Raw genomic sequence first — 16,294 nt, forward strand, 5'->3', positions numbered from 1 at the left:
ACAATCGCATGCCTGCTGGCCAACACCCTGACCGCCGCATGCCGCGCAAACAAACTCCCAGAACCAGAAGGCCTGACTGTGTGACCCATAGCGGACAGTCGTGCATGTAGATTTTCAGGGCCGGGGTACTCCCCGGCCTAAAATTTGTTAATATGTAAACTAAGTGTGAGATTACGGGCATTGAATGTGCCTGTATTGGTGATAAACTTTCTATTCCAGCCGGTTACGTTGTAATATGGCAAGTCCCCGGTAGTATTGGCTGGACCCGGAGAGTTGTTGTCGAGTGTTTATGTTCACGAAACTGCGCCCAGTTTTCGCCGAAATAGTAGGGTACCGGTTGATTGCCGGGCTGGTTTTCCTTCTGCTATTGTCCTTCGTATTCCAACCATTTCAGGCCATCGAAGTAACCTTTCCTTGGCGCTTGGCCTTCTGGGTCGGGGTGATGGGGCTGGCGCTAGGAGTGACCTGCGTCGCAAGAAGATTGTTGCGTAGGTTGTTCGCTGAGACCGAGTTTTCTGGGCGCGACCTTGTGCTGATATCTTTGGTTTTCGTCCTTTTTGTTCCAAGCCTTTGGTTGATGGTCTGGTTGCTGTTTTCGGCCAACGGACTGCCGTGCCCGGATATGTTATCTGTAACATCTTATGGCGCCTTGCTGTCGGTGGGCTTGATCCTGGTGCGGCGTGAGGCATCGAAACCTCAATCCGAAAATGCTGAAATTCCGCTGCCGCGCATCTACAAACGGTTGCCGGGATCCTTTCAGGGTCGGGTCTATCGCCTGACGGTCCAAGACCACTATGTGGATGTGGTGACTTCTGAGGGCACGTTTACGATCCGGTCGCGTTTTACCGACGCCATAGAGGAAATGGAACCTATACCGGGCCATTGCACGCACCGATCGCATTGGGTTGTCGATGACGCCATTGCTGGGGTCGAACGTAAGGGTGGCAAGACCATGTTGCGCCTGAAGAACGACGAGCTTGTTCCGGTCAGCAGGAAATACCGTCCGTTCCTAGAAGAAGATGGCCTGATCTGAGCCGCCCTATCTGGGCATTGGGATCATTTGCGGGATTTTCCCTGTCAAGATCGCCATTGCCTGATCGCTCATCATGGCGTCCAGAACGTGATCCGAGCTAAAGAGCCCACCAGTATAAGTCCCATAGGCAGGCAGGATCAGACGCGCCTGATCCATCAGGAAGGCGGGGCGGGTGATGGAACGACCGCGAACCCGCACGCGCGCCTTGGGGTGGTAATGTCCCGAAACCTCAGCCTTGCCCTTGGGTTGCGCAATATGACGAAAGACCAGAGGATCAACCGCATATTCGGCCAGATGGCTTCCGCCCAGATCTACCGGGCCGGGGTCATGGTTTCCTTCGATCCAGACCCAGCGGCGACCGGCCTGCATCGCCGTAATCTGCAGCCTGTCGGGCACACTCAAGGCGTTTAGGGCATCAAGATCATCAAAACTATCCCCAAGGCAAATAACGATGTCAGGCTGAGTGTGCTCGATATCTGCGGCCAATCGAGCTAGGGTGTCCTGGCTGTCATAGGGGGGTAATGTCGTGCCGCCCCGGCGCGCCAAACGCTCGGATTTACCCAGATGCAGATCGGACACGCAAAGCACGCTTTTGTCGGGCCACCAAAGGGCACCAGACCCAAGCGCCAGCAGATTTTGCCCGGCTAAACAGATCGAAACTTCGTTCATGTTACGTTCTTTGCGACGTTCCGCTACCGCGCGCAAGAGGTTTTAGCAGGATTTCAGCCCAGCCTCTTGCAATAGGCGCGCGCTTTCTTCCGCCAGCAGGCGTTCTTCAGCAGCACCTTTTACGGGTACCTTGCCAACCTCAAGAAACAGTGGTGCAGCCAGAGGTGAAACCCGATCCAGTCGCATCAGATCTATACGTCCCCCGATCCGCTCGATCAGTGCTTCGATCCGCCCGAAATCGACGAGGCCGCGCATGGCCTCTTCTCGGGTGATCTGCATTAACAGGTGATCGGGATCGTATTTCAGCAAAGTATCGTAGAGGATATCTGAGGAAAACGTGGCCTGCCGACCATTTTTGCGCTGACCGGCCATGTTCCGTTCGATCAGCCCTGCAATCGTGGCCGAGGCACGAAAGGTGCGCTTCATCACGGCATTGCCCGCCAGCCAGGTTTCCAAGCCGCTGCGCAGCTCGTCCGGTTGGAACAGCAGGCGCGGGTCCATTACTGCGTCCAGCCCCCAGATCAGGGTTGCATAGTCGGTGGCAACAAAGCCCAGCGGTGCCAGGCCGGTTTCCTCCATTCGTTTGGTCAGCAACAGCCCCAGTGTCTGCTGCGCATTGCGACCCGCAAAACCGTAGACACACAGGTTTTCGCGCCCATCGTTGGGGAAACTTTCGATCAGTAACCTGTCACGTTGAGGCAGGCGCGAGATATCGCGCTGCAACGCCAGCCAATCCGCGGTATGCGCGGGTAACTGGGGCCAATCGGGCTGTGCAAACAGCCGCAGGATACGGTCGCTCAGCTGCGTCGAGGTCGCAAATTTGGTGCCTGAAAACGTTGCGATCTTGGGCTTCTTATCCGCTCGGCGGCTGACTTCGACCGTCATCTCGCGCAATCCCTCATAGCGCACGATCTGGCCGCCGATCAGAAAGGTATCTCCGTGTGTCAGCGAGGCAGCAAAGGCTTCTTCGACCTCTCCCAGAGGTTTGCCCCCTCGATTGCGTTTCAGGCGGACTTTCAACGTATCGGTGTCCTGAATCGTGCCAAGGTTCATGCGGATACGCTGCGCAGCACGGGGGTCACGCAGCTGCCATTGACCATCTGGCCGTAGCTGCAGCCTTTGCCACCGATCATAGGCGCGCAGCGCATAGCCCCCGGTTGCACAAAAGTCCAAACAGGCGTCGAACTCTGCTCGGGTCAACCCGGCATAGGGGCCCGCTGCGGTCATTTGCCGGAACAGGTCATCGGCCAAGAATGGCCCGGATGCCGCGGCAATCAGGATATGTTGACACAACACATCGCGTGGACCTGCGCCGCGGGGATCACCGTCCAGATCATGAGCTTTCACAGCCTCAAGTGCCGCTATGCATTCCACAACTTCGAAGCGGTTTGCGGGCACTAACAATGCTTTGGAGGGGGCGTTGTATCTGTGATTTGCGCGCCCGATGCGCTGAACCAGCCTTTTGACGTTTTTGGGCGCCCCGATCTGAATGACCAGGTCGACATCGCCCCAATCAATACCAAGATCCAGACTGCCTGTGCAGACGATTGCGCGCAGCTCACCGCGAACCATTGCGGCCTCGACACGTTCGCGTTGCTGCCTGTCCAGACTGCCGTGATGAATGCCAATCGGCAGCCCGTCTTCGTTGGCAAGCCAGAGGTTGTGAAAGAAAATCTCGGCCTGTGCGCGGGTGTTGTGAAAGATAAGCGTCGTCTTATGCTTCCGGATCTGGTCCAGAACGGCAGGGATGGAATAGGCCGCTCCACCGCCCGACCACGGAGGCATTTCCGGCGTTTCCAACATTTGGATATCGGGGTCAGGCCCAGGATCGGCCTCAACGATCCGGCAGGGATCAGGGTGACGTGCCAGAAATCGGGCAATCGCATTGGGGTCTTCGACCGTTGCAGACAGGCCCACCCTGCGCAGGTCCGGGCAGAGCCCCTGCAAACGGGCCAGCGCCAGCATCAGCTGGTCGCCACGCTTGCTCTCGGCCAGGGCGTGGATTTCATCGACAACCACCCGTTGCACGCCCTGAAACATCCGCCCGGCGTCTTCATAAGAGGTCAGCAGGGCCAGGCTTTCAGGTGTGGTCAAAAGGATCTGCGGTGGGTCAACCCGCTGACGCTTTTTCTGTGTGGCTGAGGTATCTCCGGTGCGGTCCTCAATCCGGACGGCCAGGCCCATTTCCTCGGCTGGGCCACGCAGGTTTCGCCGGATATCTGCCGCCAGCGCCTTGAGAGGGGAGACGTAGATTGTATGCAGGCCATCATGGTCCCGCTCTGCCAGATCGGCCAGCGTGGGCAGAAATCCGGCCATTGTCTTGCCCCCGCCGGTGGGGGCTATCAGCAACGTCGCCGGTTCAAGGGCCCGGTCGTACATGTCCTGCTGATGCGGGTGGATGGACCAACCTTTGTTTTCAAACCAGTCAGTAATCCGGGCGGGAATCTGCGTCATAAAGGCAGATTACCCGGCCCGTTAGCGAAATGGCATTAGGTTATTTGACGATTTTCTCATCTTTGACGAACATGTTGGCCCAAGCGCGTTCAATCAGATCGGGGCTCATCTGATAGGGGATGCCCTCGAATTCGCAGATCGAGATCATCTGATCAATCAGGAATATCGGCTGATAGTTCGCATAGATGTTGTCGATGGTCGGGTATTTGACCTTTAGCAGATGGACCAATGCGGCCTCGTCGAGAGGCATCCCGCGTTTGCGGGCCACCATGGCGAAGATTTTCAGGAAGTTCTCTTGGTTCGGACCGTCAATCTTGATCTTGAAGAAGATTCGGCGCAGAGCGGCTTGGTCAAAGATCTCGTTGGGGTGAAAGTTGGTCGAAAAGATGACCAGCGTGTCAAAGGGCACTTCGAATTTTTCACCCGATTGCAGGCCAAGGATATCCTTGTTCTCTTCCAGTGGAACAATCCAGCGGTTGATCAGGGCCTGTGGTGGTTCCTGCTGACGGCCAAGGTCGTCAACGATAAAGATGCCGCCCGTCGATTTCAGCTGCAGCGGGGCCTGATAGGTCCGCGCCGTAGGGTTATAAACCAGATCGAGCATGCTGAGTGACAGTTCACCGCCAGTCACAACAGTTGGTCTTTCACATTGGACATAGCGCGAATCAAACCGCTTGCGGCGGCGCAAGCTATTGGGATCATCTGCTTCTTGTTCGATGGCTGTGTGTACAATCGGGTCATACACCGTGATCACCTGACCAGCGTATTCGATAGCATATGGGACATAGACACTATCGCCCAAAGCATCCCGAATACCGTTCGAGATAGAGGATTTACCATTACCCGGAGGTCCATACATCAGGATTGATCGGCCTGCACTAACCGCGGGTCCAAGGTGATCCAGCAGGCTGTCAGGCAGAACCAGATGGCCCATTGCCCCGGTCAACTGGTCGCGGGAAACCTGGATATTCCGGATCGACTGGCGTTTTACCTGCTCGCGGTACACATCCAGCGGGACGGGCATGGCGCCGAAATATTCGGATTGGCTGAGCGCATCCAATGCACGCGCTTTGCCCGCATCGGTCAGCTGATACCCCATCTCATTGCCGCTGTTGGCGTTCAAAGTACCGGTTGCTTCCAGCAGCTTTTGTTCGCGGGCAAGGTCGATCAATTCCTGTGTGACAGAACCCGGCAAGCAGATCGCTTGGGCAACTTCGGAAACTGTATCTACGGTTTTACGAAAGATAGTTTTCAGCAGGATATCCCGCATCATAACAATAGGAAGCTGCATATCGCCCAACCCCTTTGGGGTAGGGGGGGCCATTACCGAGGTTGTCTGCATATTCATGAGCGTTGCCCGTCTAATTCAGTATTCACGCCAATAGCCCTGAAAAGGGCCCTTTGACGAAAATTTGGCCGGGCTTTGTGTCAGTTCCAAGGCGGGGACAAGGCGGACTGATGATAGTTTACGAGCCGTAAACAGTTCCAAGTATCAGGTAGATGGCCAGGGTTGCACCAAGCGCAAAACCCATTGGAAATTGTTTGTCCCGACGCCAGCTTTCCCAATCTGGGGCAATAGCTCTGAGAGCGGTATGTTTGGCCAATCGATGCGTGACAAAGGCCGCCAAGGTGGTCGACATCAGGATCAACAATACCAATGTGAAATCGCCCATCCAGACAAAGGCCGAGGCCGCGGCTATGAACTTTGCGTCTCCGGCTCCCATAATGCCGGCAGCGTTGAGCAGAATGCCGATGACCAGCATTACAACTATATGTAACAGCTGCCACAAATAGGGTGGGAGGGACACAGAAAACGGGCCGGTAATCCAACCCTCCGACCAGGGCGGCAGGACAAACAAGCCGATGACCGCAAATACCAGGGCCAGTGCAACTACGGCGTGATTCTTGATGAGCATGTCACGCAGGTCGGTGAAGGCCACGTAATAGCAGATCGGCAGTACGAACGGCAAAAACCAGACCGCAGCACCCGCTGGAATATGCATGTATCAGGCTTCCTCAAGCGCGCGCAGGGATCGAACGGCTTCGTCGTAATGTTGCGGATGGGTGGCGATCGCTTCGCGGAACAGGTTCTTGGCCGTCGCCACATCACCGCGTTTCACCGCCGAGATGGCCATCGTGTTCAACAACATCGCGCGTTCGACCTGAGACATGGGAACGACCGGCATGCTGTAATTGCCCTGTGCAGCCCGGGCGAGGACCAGATTGTTCTTTGCCGTGAATAGAGAGTTATCCTGTCGAATGGCCTCGGTGAATAACCGTTCGGCTTCGTCGTACTGGCCGCGCGTCAGTTTGGAATATCCCCAGTTGTTCATCACACCACCGGGGCGGGTCGTCAGACCCACGGCGGTTTCATAGAAATGATCCGCGCGTTTCCAGTCTTTTTGTGAATCTGCGACGACGGCTTCCAGGCGGTAGCGTTTGAAAGATTCAAAAGTCGGCGGGACCGAATCCAAAGTGGACTTGGCTTTTGCCCAGTTCCCGGAACGTACCAGAGAATCTGCGTATTCGACCTTGTCTACATTGGTCGTACCGCTCATCGTGGTGACTTTTTTCCAGGCGGCGGTTGCCTCGGTCGTCCGTTTGGCGCGCGCCAGTGAAATCGCCAGCCCACGTTGCAGGTCTATACGACCCGGGTTCTTGGCGGCGGCACCCTGGAAATAGGTAACGGCTTCGTTTGGGTCGGCGGCCGACAGAAGAACGTCGTTCAGGTTGGTCTCGTCAATGACGTTCACCTCCTGAAATGTACGCTCGACCTTTTCTTCTTCGGATTCTTTTTCACAGGCTGAGAGGATCAGCCCGCAGATTGCGATAGACGGAATCAAGAATTGTTGGCGCATTTTTGCGTCCCTTACTGCTCTTGCCTATGTTACGGGAGCTTGCGCAGCATGAATTGCCCGTCGCCTTGCTGCTCCAGTGTGTATTCTTGTTCTTGAGGGGTATTATTATCAGTATTTTCCATTTTTGCGAGAGCTAACCGCAGATTGTCCCGGATTGCGTCACTTTCGCCATTATCGAGAGCATAGGCCCGGCGAAAGACCTGAGCGGCCTCGGGGTATTCACCGATTTCCATCAGCAACACACCCAGATTGTTCCAGGCGACAGACCATTCGGGGTCATCTTCAACCGCACGGCGCAGCAGTGTTTCCGCCTGCCCAAGCCTCCGAAGGCCCAGATTTGCCGTCCCCATCGAGGTCAGGATCTGCGTTGTCATTCCCTGATTGAGCGCTGCGCGGATAAAGGCATCCAACGCAAGCTCGTATTCACCCGAAGCCATCAGCCGGTTGCCGACTGCAATCTGATCCTCGGCCGGGGCTTTACGATCAATGCCAGGTGCATCCAGATCCCCGGAGGACCCCGTTTCCGTGCAAGAAGCCACCGTGGCAAGAACCACGGTGGCCTGTAACACGCGGCGTATCCCCGTTTGGATGCACCTGGGTTTCAATTTCATAGGCTATTAGCCTCCGCCGAATTCAGCGATGCCTTTGGCCGAGGGTCCAACCAGAATGACCAGCAACGGTGGCACCGTCAGCATCATAGTGGCGAGTGTCATTTTGGTTGGCAACTTGTTAGCGGCCTCTTCGGCGCGCATCACGCGCTTATCTCGCATCTCGCCAGCGTAAACCCGCAAGGCTTCGGCGATGGATGTACCGAATGTTGCCGATTGGATCATCACCGTCACAAATGAGTTAACATCCTGAACGCCACAGCGCGTACCAAAATCGCGAAGAACCGTATCCTTGTCCTTACCGGCCTTCAATTCGTGGGCGACGACTTCAAATTCAAGCGAAATCTCAGGGTAGGAGGCTTTCATTTCGCGTGCGACGCGAACGATGGCCTGGTCCAGCGACTGGCCAGCTTCGACACAGACCAGCATCAGGTCAAGAGTATCGGGAAAGCCTGCGGTGATCGCTTCTTGCCGTTCTGCGACCCTTCGGGTGATCCAATAGCGCGGCAGAAAATACCCGGCGGCCGAAGGGACAAGAACTCGTATTATCATCTGCTGCGCGGTAAATTCCTGACCGTCGGAAAGGACAGTGACCAGCAAAACACCAATCACAATTCCGATGATGCCCAAGGAAAATTGAGCGAAGTGGAAGAACCGAACTGCGTCCTTTGACTGGTACCCCGCCTGCCGCAGTTTCAGCTGCATGGCAGACAGTTCTTCCTTATTCTGTGGCTCAAGGAAGTTGGCAAATTTCTCAAGCTGCTCGTTTCGCCCGCTGGTTCTGAGCTTGTCCTTTTTGACCTTCTTATCCTGTCGAGGGGCTGCATTAGAACGCTGCAGTTTCTTCAGGGGATCTTCTGGCTGGCTCAGGATCAAGGGGACTGTGATCAAGATCATGAACAGTCCAAGTACACCAACCACGATCAGTGGACCGAAGGGGCCAAGGAGCTCGGTTAGAAAGTCGTTTATTCGGGTCAGGATTTCCATGGTGGTGTCCTCAGACCTTGATGTCGGTTAGAATGCGCATGACGATCAGGTTCAGTGTCAGCATGATGCCGACAAAGAAACAGGCAGGAATGAACCATGGGTGATCCATAACTTCGTCATAGTACCCGGGGTCGTTCACCAAAATGAATCCCAGGCAGAACAGTGGAAATCCAGATAGGAATTTTCCTGACCATTTTGCCTCGGCTGTGATGGCGTTGACGCGCCGGAAAAGTCGAAAACGGGCCCGGATCACCTTGGCCAGACCGGCCAAAATTTCGGCCAGGTTACCACCGGATTGCTGTTGGATACCGACGGCCACTGCCAAAAACCGTAGATCCTGCATATCCAGTCGTTGTGCCAGATCTTTGAGAGATTCACCGACGTCACGGCCATAGGCACATTCATCAGCGATAACCCCGAATTCAGTGGCGAGTGGATCCTGGACTTCATTTGCGACGATTTGAATGGTGGACACAAAAGGGTTCCCGACGCGAAGCGACCGAACCATCAATTCCACAGCATCTGGCAACTGTTCTTCCAGCATTGCCATACGCTTTTTGGCCTTGTTGTTTACCCACGCATAGACACCGCCAACACCGATTGCGACCGAAATAGCGGCCCGCATTATGGTTTCCGTTCCCGTTGCAATACTGAGCCCCATAAAGGCAAAGCCTGTCACCAACACCATAATCAGGATCAACTGACGGGGTGTGAAGGCGATGGCGGCCTTCTGAGCCTTGTCCGCCAACAGGGAATAGAGCGGAATGCTCTGGGACTTCATATGCTGCTGCATTTCCTTGCGCAGCTGTTCCAGAACTTGTTCGCGCCCGACGCCTTTATCCAGCATGTCCAGACGGCGGTTCACGCGGCTGTTCAGACTGATGGATTTTCCGAAGGCAACCAGATAGATTCCTTCCACCAACGCAAGTACGCCTACGAAGATCGCGACGTAGATCAGTGCCTCCATAGGCAGTTGCATTTCAAGATCTCCTACATAGTCGTTGGTTCGTAAATCGAAGGGGGCAGATCATAGCCCCACAGACGGAAGCGTTCGGAGTAGTGGCTGCGAACGCCTGTCGCGGTAAAATGGCCAATGATCTTGTTGTCGGGCGTTAATCCAACGCGTTGAAAACGAAAGATTTCCTGCATGGAAATCACATCACCTTCCATACCAGTGATTTCGGTGATCGAAGTCATACGCCGCGAGCCGTCCTGCAGGCGGCTTGCCTGAACGATCAGGTTCACAGCACTGGAGATCTGGCTACGGACGGCCTTGATCGGCATTTCGATCCCGGCCATCGCGATCATGTTTTCAAGGCGCGAAATCCCGTCTCGGGCCGAGTTCGCGTGGATCGTTGTCATCGAGCCATCATGGCCAGTGTTCATGGCCTGTAGCATGTCGATAACTTCCGAGCCCCGTGTCTCACCCACGATGATACGGTCGGGACGCATACGAAGGGCGTTTTTCAGACAGTCGCGGGGGCTGACTTCACCCTTGCCTTCGACGTTAGGCGGGCGGCTTTCCATCCGGCCAACATGAGACTGTTGCAGCTGGAGTTCCGCTGTATCCTCGATGGTCAGAATACGCTCGGCGTCGTCGATAAAGCTGGACAATGCGTTTAGCGTGGTTGTTTTACCGGAACCGGTACCGCCCGAAACGATCACATTCAGGCGTGTAGATACAGCAGCCTGCAGATAGGCGGCCATTTCTTCGGTGAAGGCACCAAAATTCACCAGGTCATCAATGGCCAGCTTATCTTTTTTGAACTTACGAATGGATACCAGCGAGCCGTCAACGGCAATCGGTGGCACCATGGCGTTGAAACGCGAGCCATCCGCCAGACGGGCGTCCACATAGGGGTTGGATTCGTCAACACGGCGGCCCACGGCGGATACGATCTTGTCGATGATCCGCATCAGGTGCTTTTCGTCTTTAAAGGTAACGTCGCTAATTTCTAGCTTACCGAACCGTTCAACGAAAATTTGCTGCGGGCCGTTGACCAGAATATCGCTGACAGAGTCGTCCTGAAGCAAGGTCTCGAGAGGGCCAAGACCGGTTACTTCGTCATACAGTTCCTTGTTCAGCTGTTGCCGGTCGTCGCGGTTCAGAACGATGTTGCGGGATTCCAGAACCTCACTGGCAATCGCACTGATTTCCGAGCGCAGCTCGGATTCTCCAGCTTTCTCAAGGGCCGCAAGGTTCAGGTTTTCAAGAAGCTCGCGGTGGAGTTCGATCTTGATTTCGCCCAGACGCTCTTTGCGCTTGCGTTCCTTGTCCGCCCCTACAACCTCGGCCGCCTTTTTGGGGGTGGGTCGTCGGGCAACTGCAGTAGCGGTTGATGCTTGCTCCGCTGCAGGTGCAGGTGTGGCCTCGGGCGATTTAGCCGGTGCCTGGACCGGTTGTGCTTCGGGTTTTTTATATCTTGAAAACACGGCGGCTCTCCCTGTGGGATTGTGTTATGCGGCTTCGGCGCTACTGCTGCCCAGGCTGTGCAGCGACTTCGCAAGCTTTGCGATTTCCTTGCGCAGTGGGTTCTTGGCCGCAGCGTTGGCCAATGGCAGACCGTGATCACCGCTTTGCATCACGGGTTTGCCGCCATCCGGCAGTTGAAGATCAATAGAGATGCCCAGGCTTTCACCCATGCGCTTGACCCGGCCCTTACCATTCAGATCGGTAAATTTCGGGGCGCGATTGAGAGCGAAACGCAACTTATTGAAGGGTAGTTCCTCGGCCTGTAAAGCGCGCTTGAGGCGCAATGCGTTCTGAGCCGAACGCATGTCCAGTTCTATCAGGGCAAAGTAAACATGGGCGGCCTGCAGTACAGTTTCCGACCAGTGAACCAATGTCGTTGGCATGTCGACGATCACATAATCGAAGTGTTTTCGCGCCTTTTCGATCACCCGTTCGATATCTTCTTGCGTAATCAGATCCAAAGGCACCATATCCGACGGCGCGGTTAGCACCTGCAGCTTGTCCTCATAGGACTGAAGCGCCTGGTTGAAGACGTCATCATCCATTGCCGCCGTATCAGACAGCATCTCGAATACAGTTTCTCGACGGGGAAGATCCAGATAGGTCGAAACCGTTCCGTATTGCAGGTCCAGGTCAATCAAACAAACCGAAGGGGCCTCTTTGTCAGAGACCGTTGCCAGTTCCCAAGCTAGGTTGACGGCCATAGTCGTCGACCCGACCCCACCGGCAAGTCCCTGAATCACAAACAAAGCACCCTCTTTAGAGTCGCCAGCTGCACGTGCGGCATCTGATCCGGGGGCAACGGCGACGGGTTCGGGTTTGTTCATCCGGTCGATTGCTTCTTGCAATTCACCTTCTGGAAGAGGGTAGGGGACGAATTCGTCCGCGCCCTTGCGCAACAACTGATGCAGCGAAGCCGGGGTCACGTCCTCGGCGATCAGAACTATTTTGATATTTTTGTCTTTGGCCTGTGTGATGATTTCACCCATCAGTGACAGGTTGTCTTCATCCTCGCCATCAATGGCCAACGCGACAAATTGCAGTGAATTGGCTTCGGGTTGGTTAAAAAATGTCAGGGCTTCGGCAAAGCCGAGATCGCCCCAACGCTCACCCAAAGCGCCTTCCATATCTTCTATAAGCAGATCGAAATTCTGGACATCACGACTGATCGTGCAGGCCAGAATTGCGGTCTCTTCGTTTTGCGGCGTGGCGCTTGTCATTAACACAATCCTCGTCGAAGGGTAGGCGAACCATCCTGGCCCAGAGGACAGGATTGGCTTGCTGTCACCCTATTGCGGCCATTTTCGGACGCAGGTCACCCAATTGTTGAAAATGTGGCTTGGAACTTAGGCAAGAATTAGGCGCAAAAGAACCAATTGTAGGGAATTGGGCGACGATGTCGCCCAATCACAGTTTATTGTTCGCTTGTATCGCCAATAGCGGTCTCGCGGCGCAGCTGGGTTTCATAAACGGCGCTCTCCACGTACTCACGATTGACGATGGCGGCGTATTTGCCATCGAGTAGCTGGGGTGCACGATCAACGAAGCCTGATACTTCGGTCACGGTGCGCCTGTTGCGACGGTCTCGATCCGGCGTAGCCACAAGAGGTCGTGACTTACCGAATGAAACAACCGCCTCCAACCGCGAGCGAGAGATACCCTGCCGCGTAAGGAACGCAACAGCCGCATTTGCGCGCCGCTGGCCCAGGCTTTGGTTATATGCCGTTGATCCAACAGCATCCGTATGGCCATAGACCCGGAACCGTGCCTCGGGGAACTGTTTGATCCAGTTCGCCTGACGCAAGAGTACTCGCTGAGCTGTTTCGTCCAGTTGAGCGCTGTTGAAATCAAAGTTGATCTGGGTCGGCACTTCGGCTGCGAACCGTTGGCCCAGGATCTGGGCATATGTCAGTTCGCCATTCATTACTTGAATGTTGTTCAGTGTCGCATTCCCGAACGCGCCCTGATCGGCTTCGTATCCGGCCTCACGCGTACATGCGGCGACAGCGACCGAAAGACCCAGTGTGATGATCCACTTCTGCATTGGTCCTATCCTCCTAATCAATCCAGGACGTAGCCGTACGAGCTACCGAAGTCCTGATTCGCGACTTCCGAAGCTGCACCGGCACCCAGACGTTCAGTCCGACCGACTTTGCCATTAACGAACAGATCAAATTCGCTGGGTGGTTTGACCCGATCCGTAGGCAGAGCCAGTGCCTCACCACGTGTCGGCGACACAAGGTGGGCTGTGATGATGATCACCAGTTCACTTTGCTGACGCTGATATTCCGCGCTGCGGAAGAGGGCGCCAAGAACCGGGACGTCACCCAACCAGGGAATTTGGTTACTCAGGTCGGTGAAGTCATCCTGGATCAGGCCTGCGATTGCAAAGCTCTCACCATCACGCAATTCAACCGTTGTACTGGTTTGGCGCGTGATAAAGGACGGGACATTATCACCCTGAATGGTGAAGTTCGAGGACCCATCGATTGCCGATACAGCTGCAGCCATTTCAAGGTTAATCAGATCACCATCCACAACGCGGGGGATAAAGTCGATTTCGACACCGAAGGCTTTGTATTCAATGGCAATTACGCCATCGTCCTGCGGCACCGGAATAGGAACTTCACCACCTGCGAGGAACGTCGCTTCCTGACCCGAAAGGGCAGACAGGTTAGGCTCAGCGAGGCTGCGTGCCAGCCCTTTTGATTCAAGGGCTTCCAGCAACAAACGCACTTGCGTTGACCCTGCGCCAAAGCCGAACAGGATCGCACCAGTATTCGTCTGTGAAACAGGAATGTTGTTGCCAAGAGCATTCGCCAGAGCAGCAGAGTTGTTCAGAGTGTTGATACCACCGGTTACGTCGCCGCCGCCAAAACCAAGCGATGCGGACAGGCTTTTAGCCACCGACCGATTCATCTCGGCAAAGCGCACTTTCAGCATGACCTGCTGAACGCCGCCAACCGACATCAGGTTCGATACGCGCTCCGGTGCATAGCGCTCTGCCAGCTCCAATGCCCGCGCCAACTTGGCAGCGCTAGAAATTGTGCCAGAAAGAACGATACCGTCATTGGCGGTGCGAACTTCGATAGGCTCGGTTGGCAAAATCTGGCGCAGACGTTCTTTAAACTCGGTAACATCCGGTGCCACACGGACCCGAACATTAGCAAGTAGATTACCTGCACCGTCGAACAATGTCAGGGTCGTCAGGCCAGGAGCCTTACCCAAAACATAGATAGTACGATCCGAAAGCGACGAAATATCAGCGATGCCTGCATTGGCGATGCTGAGTTCGGCAAACGGTTGCTCACTTTCTACAACTATTGCGCGGTTCATTGGCACATCAAGCGTTTCCGCTGTACCCTTCTTTACCACGCGAAGTGTTTCAGCCCAGGCAGCATTGCCGACTGGGCCAACTACGAGCGCCAAGCCCAATAGGGCTGCGCTTATCCAGGAACTTCTTTTCATGTGACCTGCCTCTCCGATCACGCCTCGTTTTTTGCGGCTACTGCCTTATGTCTGATAACACTGCGCGAATTGAGAATTTATTGCAATAATCAATGGTTTCTGGAATTTTCCTTATGTGGACAATGCGCAACATGCGAACAAATTAGGGCCGCGCAATTCGCGCGGCCCCGGTCATGTAACGCACTGATTTTCTGTTAATTTGTGCAGGGTGTTACTATTCCCGTGTCGACGATCTCGGCACCGCGGCGTGTCTTGACCGTACAGACCTCTTCCGCGATTTTGGGTGCCACGGGGACGACATCTTTAATGCCCAGAAGTTTTCTTTGGTCAACTTCGACCGCGCTTGCGATTGTGTCGTCTTGCACGCCAACCAGCGCCAAAGACAGGCGGCCGGTGTTCTGAGCCTGAGCCAGTGCCGCGATTTGTTCCGGAGTAGCAGCGACCGTAACGGTGCGCGCGATCGTGGCTCCGGTCAGATCGGACCCGGCGCTCTGGTCAACAGCGATCAACTCAATGCTGGTTTGAATCAGGCGGGTGATTTCGCCGCGCGACCCATCGATTCCGCCACCATACGAACCGGTCCAATAAACATCGATACTGTCACCAGGGCGAAGGAAGCCGGATACGCCCGAGGCAACGTCCACGCTGATTGCAAATGCGCGCTTACCTTTCGCGATTCGTGATGTCAGACCCGCTGCCTCGCCTGGTTTGGTTACTTTGACCTCCATCAGGGCTTCGTCTTTTTCCATGGTCCTCAGAACGAAGCGGTCGCCACTTGCATCCTCTGGAAACAGGACGGCCATTTCAAGGAAGCTTCCTTCGGGAATTGCATCCTCAGGCCATTTCACGATCCGCACATCTTCAGCGGCCAGACGCTCACCATACTTAAGAGCACGGTTCGAAACCAGAACGTCCACCGTCGGGACGGACTTAACATTTGCCAATGCTTCCTGAGCCGCCAAACGTTCTCTGGCCAATTCCGCCTGATACTGAGAAATATAGTCCCGCGCCATATAAACAGCTCCTCCTGCCAGAGCCACCCCAACAATCAGGACAAGTCCAAATACTGCACGCATGCGCGTTCCCTCATTTATTTGTATGCGATGTCAGTCGTCATAGGGAATACGACTTCAACTGACTATTGGTTACAGGAGAATTGTGTCGAAAAGGGGGACAATGAAGTATTTTTTTGACGCCCGTGTCCTTAGTGCCAGATTGATCAATCTGATTCCGATGCCTGTTCCTGATTCGCAGAATAGACCTCTACACCGCGAAGTGCATTACCTGTCTCGGTATCGACGTGTTGTACCCCGCCCGTCAAGTTGAATACCGTGACAAGTCCAAGGCCGACCAGCGCAGCAGTAAGCACCACCCAATCAACGGTGATCGCGCCATGTTCCCCGGATAAGAATTTTGAAATACCCTTCATCGCAGGACCTCGTCTTTTTTCTATAAAAAAGGGGGCCGCGATCTGACGAGCGCAGCCCCCTTCAAAATTCTATCTAAATTATTACGGGGTTGGGCCCGAGTTAGGTGCTGTAACAACAACGCCGGTCAAAGCGACATCAATGTCGCTGGCCAGATCGTCGACACCGTCGCTAACCTGTGTCCAAGCAACGGCCGCCAGGCCAACAACGGCTGCGGTCAGAACGACCCAGTCTACTGTTACGGCGCCGTCTTCGTCAGTAGTGAAATTCTTGATGAACTTGATCATGTTACGTCCCTCCTAAAGGATCTAAAAAGT

16 protein-coding genes are annotated in these 16,294 nt (G+C 54.9%); 1 reads left to right on the top strand and 15 read right to left on the bottom strand.

Annotated elements, in window-relative coordinates; all coding sequences use genetic code 11:
• Positions 1-289 precede the first annotated feature (289 nt).
• On the top strand, positions 290-1,033 hold the full coding sequence (locus tag AC2FLE_RS14860) for a LytTR family DNA-binding domain-containing protein (protein WP_496697983.1): 744 nt from the start codon (positions 290-292) through the stop codon (positions 1,031-1,033).
• 6 nt (positions 1,034-1,039) lie between these two features.
• Here AC2FLE_RS14860 and pdeM read toward each other — a convergent pair whose 3' ends face one another.
• The 15 genes from pdeM to AC2FLE_RS14935 form a co-directional block, all read right to left on the bottom strand.
• Positions 1,040-1,702, bottom strand: coding sequence for a ligase-associated DNA damage response endonuclease PdeM (gene pdeM, locus AC2FLE_RS14865; protein ID WP_496697984.1), 663 nt, complete (start codon positions 1,700-1,702; stop codon positions 1,040-1,042).
• 42 nt (positions 1,703-1,744) lie between these two features.
• Positions 1,745-4,156 carry a ligase-associated DNA damage response DEXH box helicase gene (locus tag AC2FLE_RS14870; RefSeq protein ID WP_496697986.1) on the bottom strand — a complete coding sequence of 804 codons (2,412 nt, stop codon included), beginning with the start codon at positions 4,154-4,156 and terminating at the stop codon, positions 1,745-1,747.
• 40 nt (positions 4,157-4,196) lie between these two features.
• Positions 4,197-5,504, bottom strand: coding sequence for a DUF8689 domain-containing protein (locus tag AC2FLE_RS14875; RefSeq protein ID WP_496697987.1), 1,308 nt, complete (start codon positions 5,502-5,504; stop codon positions 4,197-4,199).
• Between the two features lie 118 nt (positions 5,505-5,622).
• Entirely contained in the window at positions 5,623-6,159 is a 537-nt protein-coding gene (locus tag AC2FLE_RS14880; protein WP_496697989.1) for a prepilin peptidase, read from the bottom strand.
• Positions 6,160-6,162: 3 nt separating this feature from the next.
• Entirely contained in the window at positions 6,163-7,014 is an 852-nt protein-coding gene (locus tag AC2FLE_RS14885; RefSeq protein ID WP_496697991.1) for a tetratricopeptide repeat protein, read from the bottom strand.
• Between the two features lie 29 nt (positions 7,015-7,043).
• The gene (locus AC2FLE_RS14890; RefSeq protein WP_185956705.1) at positions 7,044-7,625 is read right to left on the bottom strand and encodes a tetratricopeptide repeat protein; all 582 of its coding nucleotides are present in this window, start codon (positions 7,623-7,625) and stop codon (positions 7,044-7,046) included.
• Between the two features lie 6 nt (positions 7,626-7,631).
• Positions 7,632-8,609, bottom strand: a complete 978-nt coding sequence (locus AC2FLE_RS14895; protein ID WP_282022131.1) for a type II secretion system F family protein — start codon at positions 8,607-8,609, stop codon at positions 7,632-7,634.
• A 10-nt stretch (positions 8,610-8,619) separates the two neighbouring features.
• Positions 8,620-9,588, bottom strand: coding sequence for a type II secretion system F family protein (locus AC2FLE_RS14900; RefSeq protein WP_142637962.1), 969 nt, complete (start codon positions 9,586-9,588; stop codon positions 8,620-8,622).
• Positions 9,589-9,599: 11 nt separating this feature from the next.
• The gene (locus AC2FLE_RS14905; protein WP_282022130.1) at positions 9,600-11,042 is read right to left on the bottom strand and encodes a TadA family conjugal transfer-associated ATPase; all 1,443 of its coding nucleotides are present in this window, start codon (positions 11,040-11,042) and stop codon (positions 9,600-9,602) included.
• 24 nt (positions 11,043-11,066) lie between these two features.
• A complete protein-coding gene (locus AC2FLE_RS14910) occupies positions 11,067-12,302 on the bottom strand; it encodes a CpaE/TadZ family protein (RefSeq protein WP_281973278.1) in 1,236 nt (411 codons plus the stop codon).
• Between the two features lie 194 nt (positions 12,303-12,496).
• On the bottom strand, positions 12,497-13,126 hold the full coding sequence (locus AC2FLE_RS14915) for an OmpA family protein (RefSeq protein ID WP_496697995.1): 630 nt from the start codon (positions 13,124-13,126) through the stop codon (positions 12,497-12,499).
• A 17-nt stretch (positions 13,127-13,143) separates the two neighbouring features.
• Entirely contained in the window at positions 13,144-14,550 is a 1,407-nt protein-coding gene (locus tag AC2FLE_RS14920) for a type II and III secretion system protein family protein (RefSeq protein WP_496697997.1), read from the bottom strand.
• Between the two features lie 194 nt (positions 14,551-14,744).
• Positions 14,745-15,626 (bottom strand): Flp pilus assembly protein CpaB, encoded by an 882-nt coding sequence (cpaB, locus tag AC2FLE_RS14925; protein ID WP_142637972.1) that lies wholly within the window; start codon positions 15,624-15,626, stop codon positions 14,745-14,747.
• A gap of 143 nt (positions 15,627-15,769) precedes the next feature.
• Complete coding sequence (locus AC2FLE_RS14930) at positions 15,770-15,979, bottom strand: hypothetical protein (RefSeq protein ID WP_282027745.1); 210 nt, start codon at positions 15,977-15,979, stop codon at positions 15,770-15,772.
• A gap of 81 nt (positions 15,980-16,060) precedes the next feature.
• Complete coding sequence (locus AC2FLE_RS14935; protein WP_496697999.1) at positions 16,061-16,264, bottom strand: hypothetical protein; 204 nt, start codon at positions 16,262-16,264, stop codon at positions 16,061-16,063.
• Positions 16,265-16,294 lie beyond the last annotated feature (30 nt).

Source organism: Ruegeria sp. CDSA077, from assembly GCF_059612265.1.

What these genes read in the sequence shown, in the direction of transcription:
- AC2FLE_RS14860 (WP_496697983.1), top strand. Translation starts at nt 290, where the DNA reads ATGTTCACGAAACTGCGCCCAGTTTTCGCCGAAATAGTAGGGTACCGG.
- pdeM (WP_496697984.1), bottom strand. Translation starts at nt 1,702, where the DNA reads ATGAACGAAGTTTCGATCTGTTTAGCCGGGCAAAATCTGCTGGCGCTT.
- AC2FLE_RS14870 (WP_496697986.1), bottom strand. Translation starts at nt 4,156, where the DNA reads ATGACGCAGATTCCCGCCCGGATTACTGACTGGTTTGAAAACAAAGGT.
- AC2FLE_RS14875 (WP_496697987.1), bottom strand. Translation starts at nt 5,504, where the DNA reads ATGAATATGCAGACAACCTCGGTAATGGCCCCCCCTACCCCAAAGGGG.
- AC2FLE_RS14880 (WP_496697989.1), bottom strand. Translation starts at nt 6,159, where the DNA reads ATGCATATTCCAGCGGGTGCTGCGGTCTGGTTTTTGCCGTTCGTACTG.
- AC2FLE_RS14885 (WP_496697991.1), bottom strand. Translation starts at nt 7,014, where the DNA reads ATGCGCCAACAATTCTTGATTCCGTCTATCGCAATCTGCGGGCTGATC.
- AC2FLE_RS14890 (WP_185956705.1), bottom strand. Translation starts at nt 7,625, where the DNA reads ATGAAATTGAAACCCAGGTGCATCCAAACGGGGATACGCCGCGTGTTA.
- AC2FLE_RS14895 (WP_282022131.1), bottom strand. Translation starts at nt 8,609, where the DNA reads ATGGAAATCCTGACCCGAATAAACGACTTTCTAACCGAGCTCCTTGGC.
- AC2FLE_RS14900 (WP_142637962.1), bottom strand. Translation starts at nt 9,588, where the DNA reads ATGCAACTGCCTATGGAGGCACTGATCTACGTCGCGATCTTCGTAGGC.
- AC2FLE_RS14910 (WP_281973278.1), bottom strand. Translation starts at nt 12,302, where the DNA reads ATGACAAGCGCCACGCCGCAAAACGAAGAGACCGCAATTCTGGCCTGC.
- AC2FLE_RS14915 (WP_496697995.1), bottom strand. Translation starts at nt 13,126, where the DNA reads ATGCAGAAGTGGATCATCACACTGGGTCTTTCGGTCGCTGTCGCCGCA.
- AC2FLE_RS14920 (WP_496697997.1), bottom strand. Translation starts at nt 14,550, where the DNA reads ATGAAAAGAAGTTCCTGGATAAGCGCAGCCCTATTGGGCTTGGCGCTC.
- cpaB (WP_142637972.1), bottom strand. Translation starts at nt 15,626, where the DNA reads ATGCGTGCAGTATTTGGACTTGTCCTGATTGTTGGGGTGGCTCTGGCA.
- AC2FLE_RS14930 (WP_282027745.1), bottom strand. Translation starts at nt 15,979, where the DNA reads ATGAAGGGTATTTCAAAATTCTTATCCGGGGAACATGGCGCGATCACC.
- AC2FLE_RS14935 (WP_496697999.1), bottom strand. Translation starts at nt 16,264, where the DNA reads ATGATCAAGTTCATCAAGAATTTCACTACTGACGAAGACGGCGCCGTA.